18 protein-coding genes are annotated in these 20180 nt (G+C 67.9%); 6 read left to right on the top strand and 12 right to left on the bottom strand.

Features of this window, described 5'->3' with window-relative positions:
- Positions 1-7 precede the first annotated feature (7 nt).
- The 4 genes from ACETK3_RS19415 to ACETK3_RS19430 are packed head-to-tail and all read right to left on the bottom strand — an operon-like array spanning position 8 to position 3797.
- Entirely contained in the window at positions 8-841 is an 834-nt protein-coding gene (locus ACETK3_RS19415) for a pyruvate, water dikinase regulatory protein (protein ID WP_236801321.1), read from the bottom strand.
- A 9-nt stretch (positions 842-850) separates the two neighbouring features.
- Positions 851-1489: a lactate utilization protein C gene (locus tag ACETK3_RS19420; protein ID WP_373993424.1), complete on the bottom strand. Its 639-nt coding sequence runs from the start codon at positions 1487-1489 to the stop codon at positions 851-853.
- Positions 1489-2997 carry a LutB/LldF family L-lactate oxidation iron-sulfur protein gene (locus ACETK3_RS19425; protein ID WP_236821424.1) on the bottom strand — a complete coding sequence of 503 codons (1509 nt, stop codon included), beginning with the start codon at positions 2995-2997 and terminating at the stop codon, positions 1489-1491. Before ACETK3_RS19425 ends, ACETK3_RS19420 begins: the two co-directional genes overlap by 1 nt.
- A complete protein-coding gene (locus ACETK3_RS19430; RefSeq protein WP_236821423.1) occupies positions 2994-3797 on the bottom strand; it encodes a (Fe-S)-binding protein in 804 nt (267 codons plus the stop codon). The genes ACETK3_RS19425 and ACETK3_RS19430 overlap by 4 nt, the downstream gene beginning before the upstream one ends.
- Before the next feature lie 196 nt (positions 3798-3993).
- Between ACETK3_RS19430 and ACETK3_RS19435 the strand changes: the two genes are divergently transcribed.
- The 5 genes from ACETK3_RS19435 (at position 3994) to ACETK3_RS19455 (ending at position 10321) form a co-directional block, all read left to right on the top strand.
- Positions 3994-5742, top strand: coding sequence for an L-lactate permease (locus ACETK3_RS19435; RefSeq protein ID WP_373993425.1), 1749 nt, complete (start codon positions 3994-3996; stop codon positions 5740-5742).
- Positions 5743-5824: 82 nt separating this feature from the next.
- Positions 5825-6577, top strand: coding sequence for a FadR/GntR family transcriptional regulator (locus tag ACETK3_RS19440; RefSeq protein ID WP_373993426.1), 753 nt, complete (start codon positions 5825-5827; stop codon positions 6575-6577).
- Positions 6578-6594: 17 nt separating this feature from the next.
- Positions 6595-9423 carry an FAD-binding and (Fe-S)-binding domain-containing protein gene (locus ACETK3_RS19445; RefSeq protein WP_373993427.1) on the top strand — a complete coding sequence of 943 codons (2829 nt, stop codon included), beginning with the start codon at positions 6595-6597 and terminating at the stop codon, positions 9421-9423.
- Positions 9424-9528: 105 nt separating this feature from the next.
- The gene (locus ACETK3_RS19450; protein ID WP_236801314.1) at positions 9529-10167 is read left to right on the top strand and encodes a hypothetical protein; all 639 of its coding nucleotides are present in this window, start codon (positions 9529-9531) and stop codon (positions 10165-10167) included.
- Positions 10160-10321 (top strand): hypothetical protein, encoded by a 162-nt coding sequence (locus ACETK3_RS19455; protein ID WP_236821420.1) that lies wholly within the window; start codon positions 10160-10162, stop codon positions 10319-10321. Before ACETK3_RS19450 ends, ACETK3_RS19455 begins: the two co-directional genes overlap by 8 nt.
- A gap of 4 nt (positions 10322-10325) precedes the next feature.
- Here ACETK3_RS19455 and ACETK3_RS19460 read toward each other — a convergent pair whose 3' ends face one another.
- The 5 genes from ACETK3_RS19460 to ACETK3_RS19480 all read right to left on the bottom strand — a co-directional run bounded on the left by ACETK3_RS19460 (position 10326) and on the right by ACETK3_RS19480 (position 14539).
- Positions 10326-10628, bottom strand: coding sequence for a hypothetical protein (locus ACETK3_RS19460; RefSeq protein WP_236801312.1), 303 nt, complete (start codon positions 10626-10628; stop codon positions 10326-10328).
- Positions 10629-10836: 208 nt separating this feature from the next.
- Positions 10837-11937, bottom strand: a complete 1101-nt coding sequence (locus ACETK3_RS19465) for a DUF2891 family protein (RefSeq protein WP_373993428.1) — start codon at positions 11935-11937, stop codon at positions 10837-10839.
- 32 nt (positions 11938-11969) lie between these two features.
- Positions 11970-12941 carry a DUF979 domain-containing protein gene (locus tag ACETK3_RS19470; RefSeq protein WP_373993429.1) on the bottom strand — a complete coding sequence of 324 codons (972 nt, stop codon included), beginning with the start codon at positions 12939-12941 and terminating at the stop codon, positions 11970-11972.
- Positions 12938-13651, bottom strand: coding sequence for a DUF969 domain-containing protein (locus tag ACETK3_RS19475; protein WP_373993430.1), 714 nt, complete (start codon positions 13649-13651; stop codon positions 12938-12940). The genes ACETK3_RS19470 and ACETK3_RS19475 overlap by 4 nt, the downstream gene beginning before the upstream one ends.
- A 210-nt stretch (positions 13652-13861) precedes the next feature.
- Entirely contained in the window at positions 13862-14539 is a 678-nt protein-coding gene (locus ACETK3_RS19480) for a GntR family transcriptional regulator (protein WP_237429960.1), read from the bottom strand.
- A 68-nt stretch (positions 14540-14607) separates the two neighbouring features.
- Here ACETK3_RS19480 and ACETK3_RS19485 point away from each other — a divergent pair, with 68 nt between their 5' ends.
- Positions 14608-15591, top strand: a complete 984-nt coding sequence (locus tag ACETK3_RS19485; RefSeq protein ID WP_237429959.1) for a prenyltransferase/squalene oxidase repeat-containing protein — start codon at positions 14608-14610, stop codon at positions 15589-15591.
- A gap of 6 nt (positions 15592-15597) precedes the next feature.
- Here ACETK3_RS19485 and ACETK3_RS19490 read toward each other — a convergent pair whose 3' ends face one another.
- From ACETK3_RS19490 to ACETK3_RS19500, 3 genes are read right to left on the bottom strand one after another with little or no spacing between them, the layout of a single operon-like run.
- A complete protein-coding gene (locus ACETK3_RS19490; RefSeq protein WP_237429958.1) occupies positions 15598-17346 on the bottom strand; it encodes a biotin carboxylase N-terminal domain-containing protein in 1749 nt (582 codons plus the stop codon).
- On the bottom strand, positions 17339-19018 hold the full coding sequence (locus ACETK3_RS19495; protein WP_237429957.1) for a 5-oxoprolinase/urea amidolyase family protein: 1680 nt from the start codon (positions 19016-19018) through the stop codon (positions 17339-17341). Before ACETK3_RS19495 ends, ACETK3_RS19490 begins: the two co-directional genes overlap by 8 nt.
- Positions 19019-19020: 2 nt before the next feature.
- On the bottom strand, positions 19021-19779 hold the full coding sequence (locus ACETK3_RS19500; RefSeq protein WP_237429956.1) for a LamB/YcsF family protein: 759 nt from the start codon (positions 19777-19779) through the stop codon (positions 19021-19023).
- Positions 19780-20180: the final 401 nt, after the last annotated feature.

A 20180-nucleotide genomic window follows, 5' to 3' on the forward strand; every position in this document is an offset into this window, starting at 1 on the left:
TCGGGGGCTAATGCTTCAGGTTCATCCGCTGCAGGATGGTGGCCGCCATCTCCTCCACGGAGACGGTGGCCGAGTTCAGGTACGGGATTCGGTGCGAGACATACAGCTGTTCGGCGCTGCGCAGCTCAAACCCGCACTGCCGCAGGGACGCATACGGCGAGCTGGGCCGGCGTTCCGTGCGGATCTGGCTCAGGCGCAGCGGGTTGGAGGACAGGCCAAAACACTTCGACACAAAAGGCCGCAGCGGTTTGGGCAGCCCGTCCCGCTGGAAGTCCTCGTCCACCAGCGGAAAGTTCGCGGCGAAGATTCCGTGCTGCAGCGCCAGGTACATGGTGGTGGGCGTCTTGCCGCACCGGGACGGGGCCACCAGGATCACCTGGGCCTTCTCCAGCGCACGCAGGCTCTGGCCGTCGTCGTGCTCCATGGCATACTCCACCGCCGCCATCCGGGACTGGTAGCGCGCGGCGTTCCCCAGCCCGTGCGCCCTGCCGGGTTCGCCGCTGGCCGGGTGTCCGAGCGCCTCCTCCAGGACTCCCACGTGGGTGCCGATCAGGTCCACCATGGCGCCCTTGCATCCGGCCAGGATCTGCCGGATTTCGCTGCTCACCGCGGTGGAAAAAACCAGCGGTCGCGGCCCGGTGGCGGCCAAGGCGTCGATGGTCCGCACCACGGACCGCGCCTGCTCCTCGGTGGTAATGAAGGGGATGGTCACGCGGTCAAAGTTGTCCACCGGGAACTGGGTGAGCAGCGTATTGCCCAGCGTTTCCGCGGTGATGCCGGTACTGTCCGAGAGGAAGTAGACAGGCCGCAGGGCAGAAGTGTTCAGAGCAGCAGTGGTCATGGAAAAACTCTAGCGGGCAATGATGACATCCAGCCTGCGGGGGCCGTGGACCCCCTCCACGCGTTCCAGCTCGATGTCGCTGGTGGCACTCGGTCCGCTGATCATGGTGATGGGCCGGGTCCCGTCGATCCGGCCCAGCGCCTCGGGCAGGATGCCGGCGATATCCGCGGCCTTGACCACGCAGACGTGGTGGTCGGGGACCAGGCTGATGGCGCGGCGCCCCTGGCTGGCGCTGCCGTCCAGGATGATGGTTCCCGTCTCGGCCACGGCCACCGCGCTGCCGGTCACCACGGCGTCCGTGCCGTCCAGGTCGGCCACGCTGAGCGGTTCCGCCGGGGAGTCGACACGACGGCGGGACCCGCCGGTGCCGGCGTCGTCCATCGCTGCCAGCCAGCCGCCGTCGAGCCCTTCCGGGACGACGTAGCTGCGCGCCCCCTCAAGGAGCGAGGCAATCGTGGCCGGCACCTCGGCGGCGGGCACCACGGCCACCTGCGCCTTGTAGTCCACCAGCCGGTCCACCAGGAGGTCAACGAGGCCGTCGGCGTCCATGCCTGATGCGGCCCGGTACTCCCGGGGGATCTGCGGCGCCTCGGGGCTGTCCTGCAGCGCGGAGCGGATCCGCGAGAGGATGTCTTCGCGTGCACTCATTACTGGGTTTCCTTTTCGTCTCGTGACGGCGCGGGCGACTTATGCTCCTTGGCCCACCAGTCCCGGAAGGACTGGGCCGGGGGCGCCGGGATGTCGCGGCTCTGGGTCCAGCCGCCGGCGATGCCGGGCAGTTTCTTGATCTTCTTGTCGCGTCCGGCGGCGAGCCGGCCCAGCGGCAGTCCTTTCTCCACCAGGCCGAGGTGCTTGCCGGAAGACAGTGCCCAGGAGGCCGCCTTCATGCCCACGTCCATCTGGCTGGGGACCTTCTTCGTCCCGCGCTTGCTGTCCACGTCCACGCTGCGCAGGTGCACCAGGATGTCGGGGATGTTGATCTTCACGGGGCAGGCGTCGTAGCAGGCACCGCACAGGGAGGAGGCGTAGGGCAGGGAGCTGTTTTCCTCCGCCTGGATGCCGGTCAGCAGCGGGGAAAGGATGGCACCGATGGGGCCGGGGTAGGTGGAGCCGTAGGCGTGCCCGCCCGTCCGCTCGTATACGGGGCAGACGTTCATGCAGGCGCTGCAGCGGATGCAGTGCAGCGCCGAGCGGCCCATTTCATCCGCGAGCGCAGCGCTGCGGCCGTTGTCCAGGAGCACCAGGTGCACATTCTGCGGCCCGTCACCCTCCGTGACGCCGGTCCACAGTGAGGTGTACGGGTTCATCCGCTCCCCGGTGGAGGACCGCGGGAGCAGCTGCATGAACACTTCCAGGTCCTGCCAGGTGGGCAGCAGCTTCTCGATGCCCATCACCGTGATCAGCGTTTCCGGCAGGGTGAGGCACATGCGGCCGTTGCCTTCGGATTCGACGACGGCCAGGGTGCCGGAATCTGCGAGGGCGAAGTTGGCCCCGGACACAGCCACCTTGGCGGTGAGAAACTTGCGGCGCAGGTGCTCGCGGGCGGCCATGGCCAGGACGGGCGGATCGTTGGTGAGTGCCGGATCGGCTCCGGGCATCTCGCGGAGGAAGATGTCCCGGATTTCGGTGCGGTTCTTGTGGATGGCCGGCACCAGGATGTGGCTGGGCTTGTCGTGGTCCAGCTGGACTATGAGCTCGGCGAGGTCCGTTTCGAAGGCCTCGATTCCCTGCTCCTCGAGGTACTCGTTGAGCCCGATTTCCTGCGTGGCCATGGACTTGACCTTGACCACTTCGGTTTCACCGGTCGCCCGGACCAGTCCGGCCACGATTTCGTTGGCCTCCCTGGCGTCGCGGGCCCAGTGGATCACGCCGCCGCGGGCGGTGAAGTTTTTCTCGAACTCCTCCAGCAGCTCGGGCAGCCTGGCCATTACCGACTCCTTGATGGCGGAGCCGGCATCGCGCAGCTGCTCCCAGTCGGGCAGTTCGGAGACCACGGCCTGGCGCTTGTCGCGGATGGTGTGCGTGGCATGGCCAAGGTTGGCCCGCAGCTGGGCGTTGCCCAGTTCGCGGTGCGCCGCCTTGGGAAAGGATTCGCCGGCGAACAGGTTGCCGGAGCCGAAGGCCGGAAGCGCGGGCATTCCCAAAAAGGTGGTCATCGGAGGGCCTTTCCGGTAGAGACGCGGACTTCGCCGGTCACGGACGCCGGTTCTTCCATGGTGCTTGCGAGGATTTCCGCCAGGTGGAGGGTGGTGGTGGAGCTGCCCTGCCGGGAGAGTCCGCCGCCGATGTGCATCAGGCAGGAGGCGTCCCCGCCGGTGCAGAGTTCGGCGCCGGTGGCTTCGACGTTGGCCGCCTTGTCCTGGAGCATGGCCGAGGAAACATCGGCGTTTTTCATGGAGAACGTGCCGCCGAAGCCGCAGCACTGGTCCGCCTCGGGCAGGTCGGCAAGGTCGATCCCCTGCACGGTCCGCAGCAGGCGGGACTGCCTGTCCCCGAGCCGCAGCAGGCGCATGCCGTGGCAGCTGGGATGGTAGGTGACCCGGTGCGGGAAGTAGGAGCCCAGCTGGGCGCCGGCGTCGGTCACGCCCAGCACGTCCACCAGCAGTTCGGACAGTTCGTAGGTTTTGGCGCCGACGGCGGTGGCGCGGGCTTCGAGCGCGGCGTCACCGCAGGAGCGGGCCACCATGGGGTGCTGGTGCTTGACCGAGGCAACGCAGGAACCGGACGGGGCGACGGCGACGTCGTAGTCCGCGGTGTCAAAGGCGGCGACGTGGTTGGCCACCACGGGGACGGCTTCTTTGAGGTAGCCGCTGTTGACATGCATCTGGCCGCAGCAGGCCTGGCCCTCAGGGAACACCACGTCGTGTCCCAGGCGCTCCAAAATCTTGACGGTGGCCTTCGCCGTGGCCGGATACATCGCATCCACAATGCAGGTGGCGAACAAGGCAATTCTCATGGCGGCCTTCCGGGAAGGGGTAGGGATGTTCGTATGGTCTGACCACAGTAGAACACGTGATACCAGCCACTTTCAACCCCGGACCCGGTGGTGAAGCGGCTCACACCAACCGGGAATTGTGGGCTACACTTCCGTGGTCGGACCATTGTGGTCTGACCAAACACGACCCCAACACCCCTCAACGTGGAGGAACTCTGTGGACCACTTCACCCCCAGCACTGACCCGGTGCTGAACAGCGTTGCCTGGTCGGCCATTGTCGCCCTGCTGCCGCTGCTGACCTTCTTTCTCCTGCTCGCCGTCGCCAAGACCAAAGCCCACGTGGCCGGCGGATTTGCCCTGCTGGTGGCCCTGATGGTGGGCATCCTGGCGTTCAAGATGCCGGCCGGCCTGGCGCTCCTGTCCGCAACCCAGGGCGGCGTTTTCGGCGCCTTCCCTGTGCTGTGGATTGTGGTCATGGCCGTCTGGCTCTACCAGGTGACGGTGCTCAGCGGCCGCTTTGAGGACCTCCGCCGGGTCTTCGATGTCATTGGCGGCGGCGACGTCCGCCTGCAGGGTGTCCTCATCGCCTTCTGCTTCGGCGGGCTGCTCGAAGCCCTTGCCGGGTTCGGCGCGCCGGTGGCCATTACCGCCACCATGCTGCTGGCCCTCGGCCTTCCTCCGTTGCGGGCAGCCGCCGCCGTGCTGGTGGCCAACACCGCTCCGGTCGCCTTCGGCGCAATGGCCATCCCGATCACTACCGCCGCCGGACTTACCGGGCTGCACGCGACGGACATCGGCGCCATGGTGGGCCGCCAGGCACCGCTGCTGGCAACTTTCGTCCCGCTGATCCTGCTCTTCATCCTGGACGGACGCAAGGGCTTGAAGGACTGCTGGCCTGCCGCTTTGGTCGTCGGATTTTCCTTTGCCGCAGCGCAGTTCCTCTGCTCCAACTTCTTCTCGTACGAACTCACCGACATCATGGCCTCATTGGTCGGCCTGGGCGCGGCTGTCCTGTTCTTCCGGTTCTGGAGGCCCCGCGGCACGGCGGCAGCGCGTGACCGGCTGGGCGTGGCCGCGGAGTCCGTGGCCGCCGTCGGTGCCACGGCTGGTAACGGCGGCCCGCGAAGCGCCCGTTCAGGCAGCGCGGCCACCGTGGAGGCGGCCGAGCGCGAAAGCCTCACCCCGGCACGTACCTGGCTCGCGCTGTTTCCCTACTTCCTGGTCATTGTGGTGTTCGGTATCGCCAAACTGTGGAAGCTCGGCGTCGACCTTCCTGCCGCCCTCGCCGCCACCGACGTAAAGATCCCGTGGCCGGTCCTCCACGACGCCCTGGTCAGCGCCGACGGCAAGCCGCTGTCCTCCACCGTCTACGTCTTCCAGTGGCTGTCCAGCCCCGGCACGCTCCTGCTGATCACCGGCCTGATTGTGGCGGTCGTCTACGCCCGCTTCGATGACCGCGGCCGCTTCCCCATGACGGTAGGCAACGCCGTGGCCGAAATCGGGCGGACCATCTTCAAGATGCGATGGGCCGGCCTCACCATCATCACGGTGCTTGCCCTTGCCTACGTCATGAACAACTCCGGCCAGACGGTCTCGATCGGCGTGTGGCTGGCCGGCACCGGAAGCTTCTTCGCGTTCCTCTCCCCCGTGCTCGGCTGGCTGGGCACGGCCGTGACCGGTTCGGACACCTCCGCCAACGCACTGTTTGCCAAGCTGCAGCAGACCGCGGGCGTGAATGCGGGCATCGACCCGACCCTGCTCGTGGCCGGCAACACCGCCGGTGGCGTGGTGGGCAAACTCATCAGCCCGCAGAACCTCGCCATTGCCGCCACCGCCGTGAACCTCGACGGCCAGGAGTCCGTCCTTCTGCGTAAGGTAGTCGGATGGAGCGTGGGGTTGCTTCTGGTGCTGTGCACCATCGTCTACCTGCAGTCCACCCCAGTCCTGGGCTGGATGCTCCCCTAGCCAGTACCCGCGGCCACTTCCCGCGCAAAACCGGAGTGCGGGTCCACTCGGGGCCCGCACTCCCCCACCCAGAGGATCGCCCGTGACAACCCCCGCAGCCGGAGCAGCTCCCCGCCCTCGAACCCACGACGCACTGCTGAAAGACATTGAAGCGGACCTGCGCGCCGGCAAGATCAAGGTCGGCGACCGGCTCCCGGGCGAACGGACCCTGGCGGAAAGCTACGGAATCTCCAGGGCATCAGTGCGGGAGGCCATCCGGATCCTTGACGCCATGGGCGTGGTCCGCAGCTCGGTGGGGTCCGGCCCCACCTCCGGTGCCATCGTCGTTTCCGATCCGTCCGCCGGGCTCTCCTCCGCGCTCCGGCTGCATGTTGCCAGCAACCGCCTGCCGGTCGAGGACATTGTCCAGACCCGCATCCTCCTGGAAACCTGGGCTGCCCGTGCAGGTGCAGAGCGTGAGGGTGGCGACACGGAGCGCGAACAGGCGGCCCAGCTGCTGGAGGCCATGGACCACCCTGAGGTGGACCGGGCAGCCTTCCACGAGCTGGATGCCCGGTTCCACGTGGCGCTGAGCTCGCTCGCGGGCAACGAGGTGATGGCCACCATCATGGAGTCCCTCAGCGGTTCGATCGTCGACTATGTCAAGGGTTCCATGGACGCCATGGAGGACTGGCCGGATGTCCTGGAAGTCCTCCGCACCCAACACCACGGAATCTTCGATGCCGTCCAGTCCCGGGACGGCGAACTCGCCGCGCGCCTGCTGCGCGAGCACATCGAATGGTTCTACCAGCGGGCAGGGGACGCCAAGACGCCCCGGCCCCACACCATCACCTAAGTTTTTTGGAGTTACGCATGCGAACAGCAACGGCAGGAGCCGAATCCCCCATCGAACAGCTGGGGCTGGATACCGTCAGCACGCGGGACCTGGACCGCCATGCCATGGCCCACGACGCCTCGCACTACCTCCTCGTTCCCCAGGGGGTGGCCACTCCTCGCAATGCCGCCGACGTCGGCGCCCTGCTGCGGCGCAGCCGGGAGCTTGGGGTTCCCGCCACCTTCCGGTCCGGCGGCACCAGCCTGTCGGGCCAGGCCCTGAGTGACAGCCTGCTGATCAACACCCGCCAGCATTTCCGCGGCGTCGAGGTGCTCGACGGCGGCGCCCGGGTCCGTGTGCAGCCCGGCGCCACCGTGCGCAGCGTCAATGCCCGGCTGGCCGCCTTCGGGCGTAAGCTCGGGCCGGATCCCGCCAGCGAAATCGCCTGTACCGTGGGCGGGGTCATCGCCAACAACTCCTCCGGGATGGCGTGCGGCACCGAGTTCAACACCTACCGGACGCTGGAATCAATGGTGCTGGTGCTGCCCTCGGGCACGGTCATCGACACCGCCGACGCCGATGCCGACCGGCGGTTGCGTGAGCTGGAACCGGAACTCCACGAAGGGCTGCTGAGGCTGCGCCGCCGGGTCCTGGGGAACGACGAGTCCGTCCGCATCATCCGGTCACTGTTCTCGATGAAGAACACCATGGGCTACGGCGTGAACTCCTTCCTGGATTACGAACGCCCGGCCGATATCCTGATGCACCTGATGATCGGCAGCGAGGGGACCCTCGGCTTCGTGGCCGAGGCCGTCTTCCGCACCGTCGAGGTCAAACCGGCCGTTGCCACGGGGCTCCTGGTCTTCAACACCCTCGATGCGGCAACGGCCGCCCTGCCGGACCTGGTTGCCACCGGCCTTGCCACCATCGAACTCATGGACGCGGCAGCGTTGAAGGTGGCCCAGGCTGCCGCCGACGCCCCCGCTGCGATCAGTACCCTGCCGGTCCAGGGACACGCCGCGCTGCTGGTGGAACACCAGGGCTCGGACGCCGCCGAGCTGTCCGGCAAGCGCGCAGGCTCGCAGCCGCTGTTCGACTCGCTGGACGTGGCCGCGCCCTTCATGCTGACCACGGACCCGAAAGACCGGGCAGCCCTCTGGCACGTCCGCAAGGGCCTGTACACGGCGGTCGCCGGCGCACGCCCCTCGGGAACCAACGCACTGCTGGAGGACATCGTTGTCCCGGTTCCCGCCCTCGCGGGCACCTGCGGCGAACTGACGCGGCTCTTCCACGAGCACCATTACAAGGAATCGGTGATCTTCGGGCACGCGAAGGACGGGAACGTCCACTTCATGCTCAACGAGCGCTTCGACGATCCGGCCCAGCTGCTGCGCTACCAGGCCTTCACCGACGAGATGGTGGACCTGGTCCTCGGCGCGGGCGGTTCACTCAAGGCCGAGCACGGCACCGGGCGCATCATGGCGCCCTTCGTCCGCCGCCAATACGGCGACGAGCTCTATGCGGTCATGCAGGAAATCAAGCGGCTGATCGACCCGCCCAACCTCATGAACCCGGGCGTGCTGCTCGCCAACGAACCACTCTCCTACATCGAGAACCTGAAGGTGGCCCCCACCGTCGAGGAGGAAGTGGACCGCTGCGTCGAGTGCGGGTACTGCGAACCGGTCTGCCCCAGCAAGGACATCACGCTTACTCCGCGCCAACGCATCGTGCTTCGGCGCGACATTGCTGCCGCTGAGCAACGCGGCGACCACGCCCTCGCCGCCAACCTGCGCAAGGACTATGACTACGACGGCGTGCAGACCTGCGCAGCGGACGGCATGTGCGTCACCGCCTGCCCGGTGCTGATCAACACCGGGGACCTGGTGCGGCGGCTGCGCAAGGAAAACGCCAACACCGTCGCGGCGGCCGGCTGGAACAAGGCCGCCGAAAACTGGGGCACCGTGACCGCCGCCGGCGGGCTGGCCCTGACTGTAGCCAAGGCCATGCCGGCGCCGCTGCCAAAGGCCGCGACCGCCGTCGGCCGCGCCCTGCTGGGCACGGAAGCGGTGCCCGCCTACTCCACCGTGCTGCCCGGCGGGGGTTCCAGGCGCAGCGCGCGGCCGGACCCGGACAGCGTCGCCGTGTTCTTCCCCGCCTGCATCGGAACGATGTTCGGCCCGGCGGATGCTGCAGGCGGCGCCGCGAAGGGCTCGGCCCAGGCCTTCCTGGACCTCTGCGACCGCGCCGGCGTGCCGGTCACCGTTCCGGACGGCATCGAGAGCCTGTGCTGCGGCACGCCGTGGAAGTCGAAGGGCTTTTCCCAGGGCTACGAGGCCATGAGCTCCAAGGTCCTGGACCAGTTGTACGAGGCCAGCGGCCGGGGCGAGCTGCCGGTGGTGTGCGACGCCGCGTCCTGCACGGAGGGCCTGGACACGATGAAGCGCCTTGCGGCTGCGGGCGAGGAGCGGTACGCCGGGCTGCGCTTTGTTGACTCGGTGGAGTTCGTTCACGAACACGTACTTGGGAAGCTCACGGTGACTGCCCCGCTGGGTTCCATCGCCCTGCATCCCACGTGCTCATCCACGCAGCTGGGGACAAACCCGGCCCTGCTTGAGATCGCGGGGGCTGTCACGGACGATGTGTTCGTGCCGCTGAACTGGGGTTGCTGCGCGTTCGCGGGCGACCGCGGCCTGCTCCATCCGGAACTGACCGACTCGGCCACGGACCGGCAGGCCCGCGAGATCAACGAGCGGCAGTTCGACGCCTACGCCTCCACCAACCGCACCTGCGAGCTGGGGATGTCCAAGGCGACCGGCCGCTCCTACCGCCACCTGCTGGAAATCCTCGAGGAGGCAACCAGGCCTTGAGGCATCCCCGCTAGACTGGCCGGGCAAGGACGGATTGGGGGATCCAGGGCGGCACTGCCGCTTGTTCCGCTGGTCGGTCGCAGCCAACGGACCCAAGGACCACCGATGACGTTCTTCCAGGACTTTCCCGTCCCTCCCCTGCCGCCCCGGCCGCGGGGAACCAGGCACGTCCCGCCCCCTTGGGTGGCTGCACCCGCCTACGAACTGCCTGCCGTTGTCCATCTGGGCAGGTTCGTGAGCCGGACGCCGGGAATGGTGGTGGCAGTCAAGGGCGCCGAGGTGTTCTCTACCGGGTGCCTGTTCAGCCTGTCCTGGCTCTTCCGCCGGACCGATCAATCCGATGAGGACTGGGACGATTTGCAGCCGCTGTTCTTCCAGCCCGGCAGGGGCATCCGTGGCAGTGGCCGGCAGGGCGGACTCCTGTTCGGCGTCGAATTTCCCGATGGTTCAAAGGCCAGCACCGGCAGCCAGGTACCCTACGGGTCATTGGAGCCGGGCACCAATCCGGAGCCTCCCGTCCTCGCCCTGAACGGCGGCGGGGGCGGCGGGGGCGATGCGGAGTTCTCCGGCAGCGGCACGCTCTGGCTGTGGCCGCTGCCGCCTGCCGGCGACCTGCGGCTGGTTGCCCAATGGACCGACTTCGGCCTGCAGGAAACGTCCATCATGCTCGACGGCGGGACCTTGCGTCAGGCGGCCGCGTCCGCTCAGCCGTACTGGCCGGAGGAGGAGCGCACTGATGGGTAACGCGACCGGGCTTGTCCTGCTTGCGCTCTTCGGCGCGGTCTTCTTCTACATCCTGTACGGCGTGGTCCGCGCCGCGGTCCGCGACGGGATCCTCCAGGCGGATGAGCGGCGCAGACGGCGTGCAGCGGACGAGCCGGAACGGCTCGGCGGTTAGCTGGTCAGCAGGCGCCTACGACGTCCTCTTGTTCCGCAGCCTCTTCCGACAGCGCGGACACGATGCTGCCGTAACCCTGCACGAACATCCGCCGGCCCTGGCCCTCGTCGGTCCATACCCAGATGATGGAGTAGTCGGAGGTCACGGCGTCAACGACGCCGGTGCCGGCCAGGGTTCCCTCGGCGAAGCGGACCCTGTCCCCCACCGCCAGCCGCGGATGCCTGGCCCGCTTCCTTCGAGGCCTGGGCGTGGCTGCTTTCCCTGCCATCGCAGGGTCTGACGGGCAGGTGCTGGTGTGCTGGCGCATCGGCTTCCTCTGGCTCGCGGGCGGACGGTCAGCTCATTACAACCCTGCCCGCTGCTCCCAGGTCACGCCCCAGAGTGGTGCAGCAAGACTAACGCGGCGGTACTCCCGGATGCACAAACAGCCCCCTCGGAACGGAGTATGACTGCTCCGTTCCGAGGGGGCCGTTGACGCCGGCGGACCCCACAAGGGATACACCGGCAGGAAAGAATCAGTCCAAATCCGCCATGGATCCCAGCGCGTCCCAAGCGAAGCTGGCCAGCCAGTGGGTGGACATGAAGTCGCCGCTCTCCAGCCCGTGGAGTCCGGCTTTCAGCAGCGGATCCAGCGCCTCGACCAGGACAGCAGCGGCGGCGGAAGCCTCGGCGCTGCCGGATTCCCGAAGCGTGGCGATGATCCGGGCAACCTGCCCGGCCCGGGTCAGGTTCAGCCCGTGCAGGTGCACCAGGTAGCCGTCGGTTTCATCGGTGACGCTTACCGGCTGCAGGATGCGCGACTCCGCGGAAAGCCCCGGGAGGAACCCGGCGAACCACTCGGCGAACTCGTCCGCGGACAGCACGCGGCGCATCAGGTCCGCCTCGCTGAGTCCGGCGGACAGGAAATCCTGGCCGCTGAGCTCCCAGTCGCCCGGCCAGTCGCGGTCGTTACCGAACCATCCACGTGCCGCTTCCTCGCACGCCTTTGCAGCATCAACGCGGCCCAGTGACCGGAACGCGTCCAGCATGTAGCCCACGCCGAATGCGGCGTTGGTGTGCAGCCCGTGGCGCACGGGGTACTGGGCCTTCTGCATCCACGCAGCGCTGAGGTCCGCCACGGCATCCACCAGCGGTTCCAGCGCAGTGCCCCACTCACGCAACTGCGCATCGGCGGACGCAGAGCACGTCGCGGCCAGCCGCATCAGCCATGCCCAGCCGTAGGGCCGTTCCCAGGACGGATTAGCCAGCAGGTAGTCCCGCTCCACGGCCAGCTTGGCTGGCGTGAGGTTGGCGCCCAGGGCTTCCCGGAGCGACGCCTCTGTGGGGCCATCCACCCAGGCCGCCGGGCCGCCGTCGGACACTCCTTCCGGTGCAGCCCCGCCAAGGGGTGACCCGGGGGTGCCGCCCAGCAGGCTGGCCCCCAGCCAGTGCATGTGCACGCAGGAGTGCCAGTCGAAGGAGGTGTAGAACGCGGGGTGAATTTGCTCCGGAATGGGCCGGTCCTCGGCTGACACCTGCGTGTGGTGCGCCGAGTGCGGGTAGGGCTCGGAGAGGTTGCCCAGCACCACGGCCGCGTAGTCCGGGGCCGCCTGTACGCGGAGGTCGTTGTCCATCATGCTCCTTAGAAAGCCGGGGTCAGCGAAGAGGTTTAGTGGAAGGCCAGGAAGTACATCAGGGCGATGTTCACCGCCAGCAGCGGGATGGCCGTGCCCACCTGCGCCGTGATGACGCCGTACTTGTTCTTCATCTCCAGCAGCGCGGACGGCACCAGGTTGAAGTTGGCGGCCATGGGGGTGCAGAGCGTGCCGCAGAAGCCCGCCAGCATGCCGATGGCGAAGATGATGGCCGGGTCGCCGTGGAACGTCTCCACCAGCACAGGCCAGCCGATCGCCGCGGTCATGATGGGGAAAGCCGCGAAGCCGTTGCCCATGAGCACCGTGAACAGGAACATGCCGATGCAGTAGACCAGCACGCCGGCGATCAGTGAGCCCTTGGGCAGCAGGCCTGAGGCCAGGTTGCCCACGGCGGTGCCCACGCCGGCTTTGGTGAAGAGGATGCCCAGCGTGGTGAGCATCTGCGGCAGCAGTGCAGCCCAGCCGATGGATTCCAGGATGCGGCGGCTTTCGAAGATGGGCGTCGCCGGGTTCTTCGGCTTGAGGATGAGGAGCGCGACGACGACGGCGGCCACGGCGCCGATGGCCAGGGCTACCAGCGTGGTGTTCTTGGGGTCGAGCAGCGGGGTGCCGCCGAAGTTCAGCACCGGTGCGGCCAGCACCAGGATCACGGTCACCAGCGGCAGCGTCAGGGCCGGGATGAACAGCTTGTTGCCGAAGCGCTTGGCGTAGGACTCCCGCTCGGCGCCGGTGGACGTGCGGTGCTTGCCGTGGCCCAGCAGGCCGGTGGATGCCAGGACCACCAGGACCAGGACGGCGACGCCCAGGATCCAGGCGGGCGCGGTTCCTGCCTGGACCCAGGTGCTGTAGAAGAAGCACAGGCCCAGCAGGCCCCAGAAGGCCGAGCTGCCCCAGCGGCGGGGGTGGTTGGTGTCGGCGGCGATCAGCGATGCCCACGCGACGAACAGAATGCCGACCAGCCAGTAAACGGCTTCAACGTTGATCATTTGGCTTCTCCTGCAGTTTCCTTCTCGGCGGTGAGCTCAAACTCGCGGTATTCCTTGTCCAGTTGCTTGTCCAGGCGCAGCAGCCGGAAGCCGTGGATAAGGAAGGCGGCGATGGCGGTGGGGATGGCCCAGAGCGCCAGCTGGAGCGGTTCCAGGTGCAGGTGGTAGGTGGTGTCCACGAACGTGGTGATCAGCAGGATGGAGCCGACGGCCACGAACACGTCCTCGCCGAAGAACACACCAACGTTGTCGGCGCCGGCGGAGTGGCCCTTGATCTTCTCGCTGATCTTTTCCGGCACGTGGCCGTAGCGGCGCAGCGCTGCGCCCTCCGCCATGGGGAACACCAGCGGGCGGACGGTCTGTGCATGGCCGCCGATGCTGGTCAGGCCCACGGCGGCGGTGATCTGGCGGACGGCCAGGTAGCCGATCAGGACGCGCCCGGCGGTCAGCTTGGCGAGCCGGCCGATGAGGGTTTTGGCCTGCTCCTGCAGCCCGAAGAACTCGATGATGCCCACCACCGGCAGCACCGCCACGAAGATGGTGACGGACCGGCTGCTGGCGAAGCCGGTGCCGAACGAGTCGAGGATCTGTGCGGGGTTCATCCCGCCCAGCAGTGCGGTGACGATGCCGGCGACGGTGACGACAATCAGGGGGTTCAGGCGGATGGCGAAGCCAACGATCACCAGCAGCACCCCGATGAGTACAAGCATGACTATCCCTTCCCAGGGGACCCGTGAAGGGTCTTTCAAAATGGGGGCCGGCGCGTCAGTGAGGTTGGTCAGTTGGTGATGACGGCGCCGAGGGGCGGGAGCCCCGGTGCGTTGGAACTGCAGAGTTAAGTGAGCTGCAGAACAACGGTGTGATCTAAAGCATAGCTTTTTGTTCAACAATCCTGCAACCCCTTTTGAGAGGGGCTTGATTCAGCGGCCGACGGCGTCCAGCAGCTGGGCTTCGGCGCGGTCCAGGTAAGTGGCCAGGAAGTCCGCTGCCGCGGCTTTGTCTCCCGCCTCCAGCAGTTCCACGATGTGCGCGTTGTCCTCCACGTAGGGCTCATGGAAGGCCGGGTTGGCGGCCATGGAGTGGAACACGAGCCGCATCTCGGCCAGGACCTGTTCCATGAGGCTGTTGAGCCGCTCGCTGCCGGCCCGGTTCACGATGGCACGGTGGAAGTCCTGGTTGGCGCCGGCCATTCCGGGGATGTCCCCTTCCGCGGCGGCAGCCCTGGCCGCCTTGATGATGGTCGGCAGCGGCTCGATGGAGGTCTCGCCGGACCACAGCACCGCGGCCGGTTCCAGGAAGCGGCGCACCCGGTAGATTTCGCGGATGTCGTCCGGGGTGGGGTGGGCCACGAACACGCCGCGGTTGGGGATGCGGGTGACGATGTGCTCGGCATGCAACGCCGTGAACGCCTCACGCAGGGTATTGCGGGACACGCCAAGGGCCTCGCGGAGGGCTTCCTCCGCGAGTTTGGATCCGGGCTTGAGCAGGCCGGCCTCGATCCGGCTGCGCAGCTGGGCGGCCACCCAAAGGCCGGTCTCGGCGTGCTTTGTGGTCCTGGCCTGGGCTTGGAGATCGGCCAGTACCTCGTCAAACGTCATGGCACCACGATAACGGCAGGGCACCGGTCCCCTGTCCGCACCGGAGGGATTCCGCCATCATGGTGAGCATGACGTGGCTTGACGGCCTGCGTTTCGACCCGATCGCCCCGCTGCTGTCGAGCGGGCACCCCGCGGTGCGCTCCTGGGCCGTCCGTGAGTTGGCCTCCAGGCCGGCAGGGCTGCCACCCGCCCGGGCACAGACGCCTGACGAGGCAATCTGGGATCTGCCGATCCCCCGCAGGATCGTGCGGCGCCAGGCGGCGAACGGGTCCTGGACCTATCCGGGAAGACGGCCCCGTGCCAGCACCGATTACGACCTGCTGGAGACCTACCGGCAACTCGGGTTCCTCGTCGACATGTTCGGGTTCACGCACCGGCATCCGGCTCTCGCCGGAGCCGCCGGCTATGTGCTCGCACACCAATCCGCCCAAGGTGATCTCCGCGGAATCTACGGCAACCAGGTGTCCCCCAACTACACTGCGGCCCTCATCGGGCTCCTGAGCAAAGCGGGGTACGGTGAGGATCCGCGCGTGGAACGGGCGTTCGACTGGCTTGAGGCGTCGCGGCAGGACGACGGCGGCTGGGCACTTCCGCTCCGTACGCGGGGTAGGAAACTTGACGCCCTCGACGAGCCGCAGACCATCGCCGGCGACCCGGCGCAGCCGTTCTCGCATCTGATCACCGGGATCGTGCTCAGGGCATACGCGGCACATCCCGGGCACCGCGAAAGCACCTCCGCACAAAAGGCTGCGGAATTGCTGGCGGCCCGCTTCTTCGAGCCGGACGCCTATCCGGACAAGGGCCGGGCCGCCGACTGGACCGAGTTCAGCTTTCCTTTCTGGATGACAGACCTCGTTTCCGCCCTCGACGCCATCAGCATCATCCGGCCCGGGTTCAGGTCGGACGAAACCGACCAGGCGCGCGACTGGCTGGCCGCACACCAGGAACCGTCCGGCCTCTTCACCGGCCACCTGCTCCGGGACAGGTTCCACGACCTCCAGCTCTGGTTCAGCCTCGCAGTGTGCCGCGTGTTTGCGCGGATGCCCTTGTGAGGTGCGTCAGGAAATGGTGGTGAGCACCTGCCCGGGCCCGACGGCGTCTCCGGCGGCAGCGTACAGCTCACCGAGGGTGCCGGCACGATGGGCGGCCACGGCGGTCTCCATCTTCATGGCCTCGAGCACCAGCACCGTCTCCCCCTCCTCAACGCTGGACCCCGGCGCCGCCAGCCACTTCACCACGGTGCCGGCCATGGTTGCCAGCAGGTCGCCGTCGTTCTTCTCCGCCTGGGTCTCCGCGTGGCTCTCCGGAGCGTCCGCAGACCGGCGGCCGCCGCCGTCGAGCAGCGAATCCAGCAGCGCCTTGGGCAGCCCCAGCTCCATCCGCTTGCCGTCCACCTCGATGCCGATGGTCCGGCGGGGTTCCTCCGGAGCGGCGGGGCTGAACGCCGGATCCGCGTCGAGGGAGGTGGTGAACTCGTTTTCGATCCAGGTGGTGTAGACCCCCAGGGCATCCGTGCCGGTGAAGTCCGGGGCATCCACCACCGCGCGGTGGAAGGGCAGCACGGTGGCCAGGCCGCCGATGCGGAACTCGCGGAGGGCACGGCGGGCGCGACGGAGGGCCTGCTGCCGGTCGGCGCCGGTGACCACCAGCTTGGCCAGCAGGGAATCGAACTGTCCGGGCACCACGGACCCCGCGCGGACCCCGGTGTCCAGGCGGATCCCCGGTCCGGTTGGCACCTCAAACTCCGTTACCGCGCCTGGGGACGGCAGGAAGCCGCGGCCCGGATCCTCAGCATTGATGCGGAACTCGAAGGCGTGGCCGCGGGGTTCCGGATCCGCCAGGATGGGAAGCTTCTCCCCTGCCGCGATGGCCAACTGGGCGGCCACCAGGTCCACGCCCGAGGTTTCCTCGGTGATGGGATGCTCCACCTGCAGGCGGGTGTTGACCTCCAGGAAGCTGAGGAAGCCGCTGCCGTCCAGCAGGTACTCCACGGTACCCGCGCCGACATAGCCTGCCTCACGGCAAATGGCCTTTGCCGAGGCATGGATTTCCGCGCGCTGTTCGGGGGTGAGGAACGGCGCAGGAGCCTCTTCCACGAGCTTCTGGTGGCGGCGCTGCAGCGAGCAGTCCCGCGTGCCCACCACCACCACGTTGCCGTGCGTATCCGCGATGACCTGGGCCTCAACGTGGCGGGGCCGGTCCAGGAACTTCTCCACGTAGCATTCGCTGCGGCCAAAGGCCGCCAGGGATTCGCGGACGGCGGAGTCGAAGCTTTCCTCGATGTCGGCCAGGTTCCGGACCACCTTGAGGCCGCGGCCGCCCCCGCCGAAGGCGGCCTTGATGGCCACCGGCAGGCCCACCTGTTCGGCGAAGGCGCGCACCTCTTCAGCACTGTCCACCGGACCGTCGCTGCCCGGAGCCAGCGGGGCGCCGGCGCGGACCGCCACCTCGCGGGCGCTGACCTTGTCGCCCAGCAGCCGGATGGTTTCCGGGGAGGGGCCGATCCAGGTCAGGCCGGCATCCATGACGGCCTGGGCGAAGGCGGCGTTTTCGGACAGGAAGCCGTAGCCGGGGTGGACGGCGTCGGCGCCGCTCTTCGCCGCGACGGCCAGGATCTTTTCGATGTCCAGGTAGGTCTCCTGGGGCTTGGATCCTGCCAGCGAGTAGGCCTCCGTGGCGGCTTGGACGTGGAGCGCGTCGGCGTCGGGGTCCGCATACACGGCCACGCTTTCCAGGCCTGCGTCGTCGCAGGCCCGGGCGATCCGGACGGCGATTTCGCCGCGGTTGGCAATGAGGACTTTACGCATGGGAGCTTTCCTTAAGTGTTTCGGGCAGTGCTGCCGAAGGTGGTGCAGCGGCGAACCGCACGGTGGTGCCCGGCGGAAGTTGGGCGGCCTTGTCCAGGTCCGCGTGGACGACGACGGCAATCACCGGATAACCGCCTGTCACCGGGTGGTCGGAGAGGAAGAGCACGGGCTGCCCTTCGGGCGGCACCTGCACGGCGCCGCGGACGGTTCCTTCGCTGGACAGTTCGCCGTCGCGGCTGCGGCTGAGTGACTGGCCCTTCAGTCGCAGGCCGATGCGGTTGGACTGCGGCGTCACGGTCCACTCCTGTTTGAGGAAGTCCTGCAGGGTTTCGGAGCTGAACCAGTCCTGCCTTGGTCCGGGAACCACCCGAAGCACGGTGGCCTGGTCCGACTCCGGGAGGGGTGACACCTCCGGGTGGCCCACCACGCTGCCCGGATTGGCCGGCTCCACGGGCAGGACGGTGCCGGCCTCGAGCAGATTAGGGCCAACGCCTGACATGGTGTCCGTGGAACGGCTGCCCAAGGCTCCAGGGCCGCCGATTCCGCCGCGGACCCCCAGGTAGGACCGCAGCCCCCTCGTCGCGTTCCCTACTTTGAGCATCTCCCCCGCCAGCAGCGCGAAGGGGGCGTCGCACTCTGGGTGCCGTGCCGGCGTCGTGCCTCCTTTGCTGGCCGGCGTGATCTCCAGCGGAACCTCCGCGCCGGTCACGGCAAGGACCTGGTCGGTGAGGGCTTCCAGCTCGAGTCCGCCGAAGAGGAGTTCGATTCCCGCTGCGCCTTCGCGGTTGCCCACCAGGCGGTTGGCGCGGCGCAGGGCTCCGCGGTCCATTGCGCCGGCGCTGCTGACGCCCAAGGACGCGAAGCCGGGGCGGCCCAGGTCCTGGATGGTGGCCTGCAGGCCTGGCTTCCGGACGATGAGGCCCGCGCCTTCTCCTGCCGGGAACTCCTCTTCTGCCGGCTGGTCTTCTGCCGGCTGGCGGGTTTCTGCCTGCTGCCCCGCCGTCACAATGGCCTGGGCCCGGACCGCGTTGAACCTGACGGTATCGCCGGGCCGGATCAGGGCGGGGTCCTCCCGTCCGAGGTCCCACATCACGGCGTCCGTGCGGCCGATCAGCTGCCAGCCGCCCGGTGACTGCCGCGGGTAAACCGCCGAATAGGCACCGCCCAGGGCGACGGCGCCGGCGGGCACAGCGGTTCGGGGTGACCGGCGTCGGGGAACCTCCAGGCTGGGGTTTTCGCCGGTGAGGTAGGCGAAGCCCGGTGCGAAGCCAGCGAAGGCGGCAGTCCAAAGCTGGCCTGTATGGGCGGCCACCACTGCCTCACGGCCCAGGCCGGTGAGCGACGCGACCTCGTCCAGGTCCTCGCCGTCGTACACCACATCGATGGTAACCAGCGCGCTCTGGATTTCCGCAGGCGCGTCGAGGTCAAGGCCGCGGACGTGCGCGGCAAGAGCCCCTATAGCCTGCGATGATTCCGCGGTGACCAGGACTGTGGCGGCGGCAGCAATGACGTCGATTTGGCCCGGCTGCGGGTGTGCGGTCAACTGGGCCTGGAGGCTGAGCACGGCGTCGAGGGACGAGAGCTCAATCAGGATGGCCCGGTCCCCTGCGGGGCGGATGCCGGTTACTTCCGCATGCGTGGCCTTACTGGCCTGCTGCTGGATGGCGGTCATGGCTAGGCGAAGCTTTGGATCTGGATGCCGGCGTTCTCCAGCGCGGAGCGGACGGCGGCAGCCATCGCCACGGCGCCGGGGGTATCGCCGTGCAGGCAGATGCTTTCGGCCTTGACAGGGACCAGCGATCCGTCGGTGGCACGGACCACGCCGTCGCCGGCCAGGCGCAGGACATGTTCGACGACGTCATCAACCTCATGCAGCACGGAGCCGGCTTCCCGCCGGGAGACCAGGGTGCCGTCCGGGTTGTAGGCACGGTCAGCGAAGGCTTCGGCGACGGTCCGCAGCCCGGCGGCGTCGGCCTGGCGCTGGATTTCGGAGTTGGGGAGAACCATGAGGGGGAGGGTGGGGTCCACGGCGAGGATGGCGGCGACGACGGCGCCGGCCTGCTGCGGGTGGTTCACGATCGTGTTGTACAGGGCGCCGTGGGGCTTGACGTAGCGTACGGCGGTCCCGGCGGCGAGAGCCACGGCCTGGACGGCGCCGATCTGGTAGACGACGTCAGCAGTCAACTCTGCGGGGGTCATGTCCACGAAGCGACGGCCGAATCCTGCCAAGTCCCGGTAGCCCGGGTGGGCGCCGACGGTGACGCCGGCCTTCACGGCTGCCTGGCACGTGGCCATAATGCCCACAGGGTCGCCAGCGTGGAAGCCGCACGCCACGTTGGCACTGGACACGCTTTCAAAAATGGCGGCGTCATCGCCGAAGGACCAGTTCCCAAAGGACTCGCCGACGTCGCTGTTCAGGTCGATGCTGGGCATTGTGATCTCCGTCTCGGATTGGTGTCCTTCAAGAATGCCCTAAAAACTCAGATTGTTCAACAATCCGCAGCCCCTATTTCCTACTCTCCCCCGACGCCCGCTCACTTTTGGCAGGTTTTCCCCCGACGCCCGCTCGCTTCTGGCGGGTTCTCCCCCGACGCCCGCTCACGTCTGGCAGGTTCTCCCCCGACGCCCGCTCACGTCTGGCAGGTTTTCCCCCGGCCCCCGCTCACATCTGGCAGGTTCTCCCCCGGCCCCCGCTCACGGGGCATGGACAGAGGTGAGCGGGGGTTGATCGTTTACCGGCTCTTCGCGGTTCGTGGGGAAATGGATCCCTGGAATGAGCGTCATGCCGCCGTCCTGACGGCACTTCTCAAGAGAATAACCGATTTGTAGTTGGC

Source organism: Arthrobacter sp. E44 (assembly GCF_041877125.1).
In the GTDB taxonomy this organism is placed as follows: Bacteria; Actinomycetota; Actinomycetes; order Actinomycetales; family Micrococcaceae; genus Arthrobacter.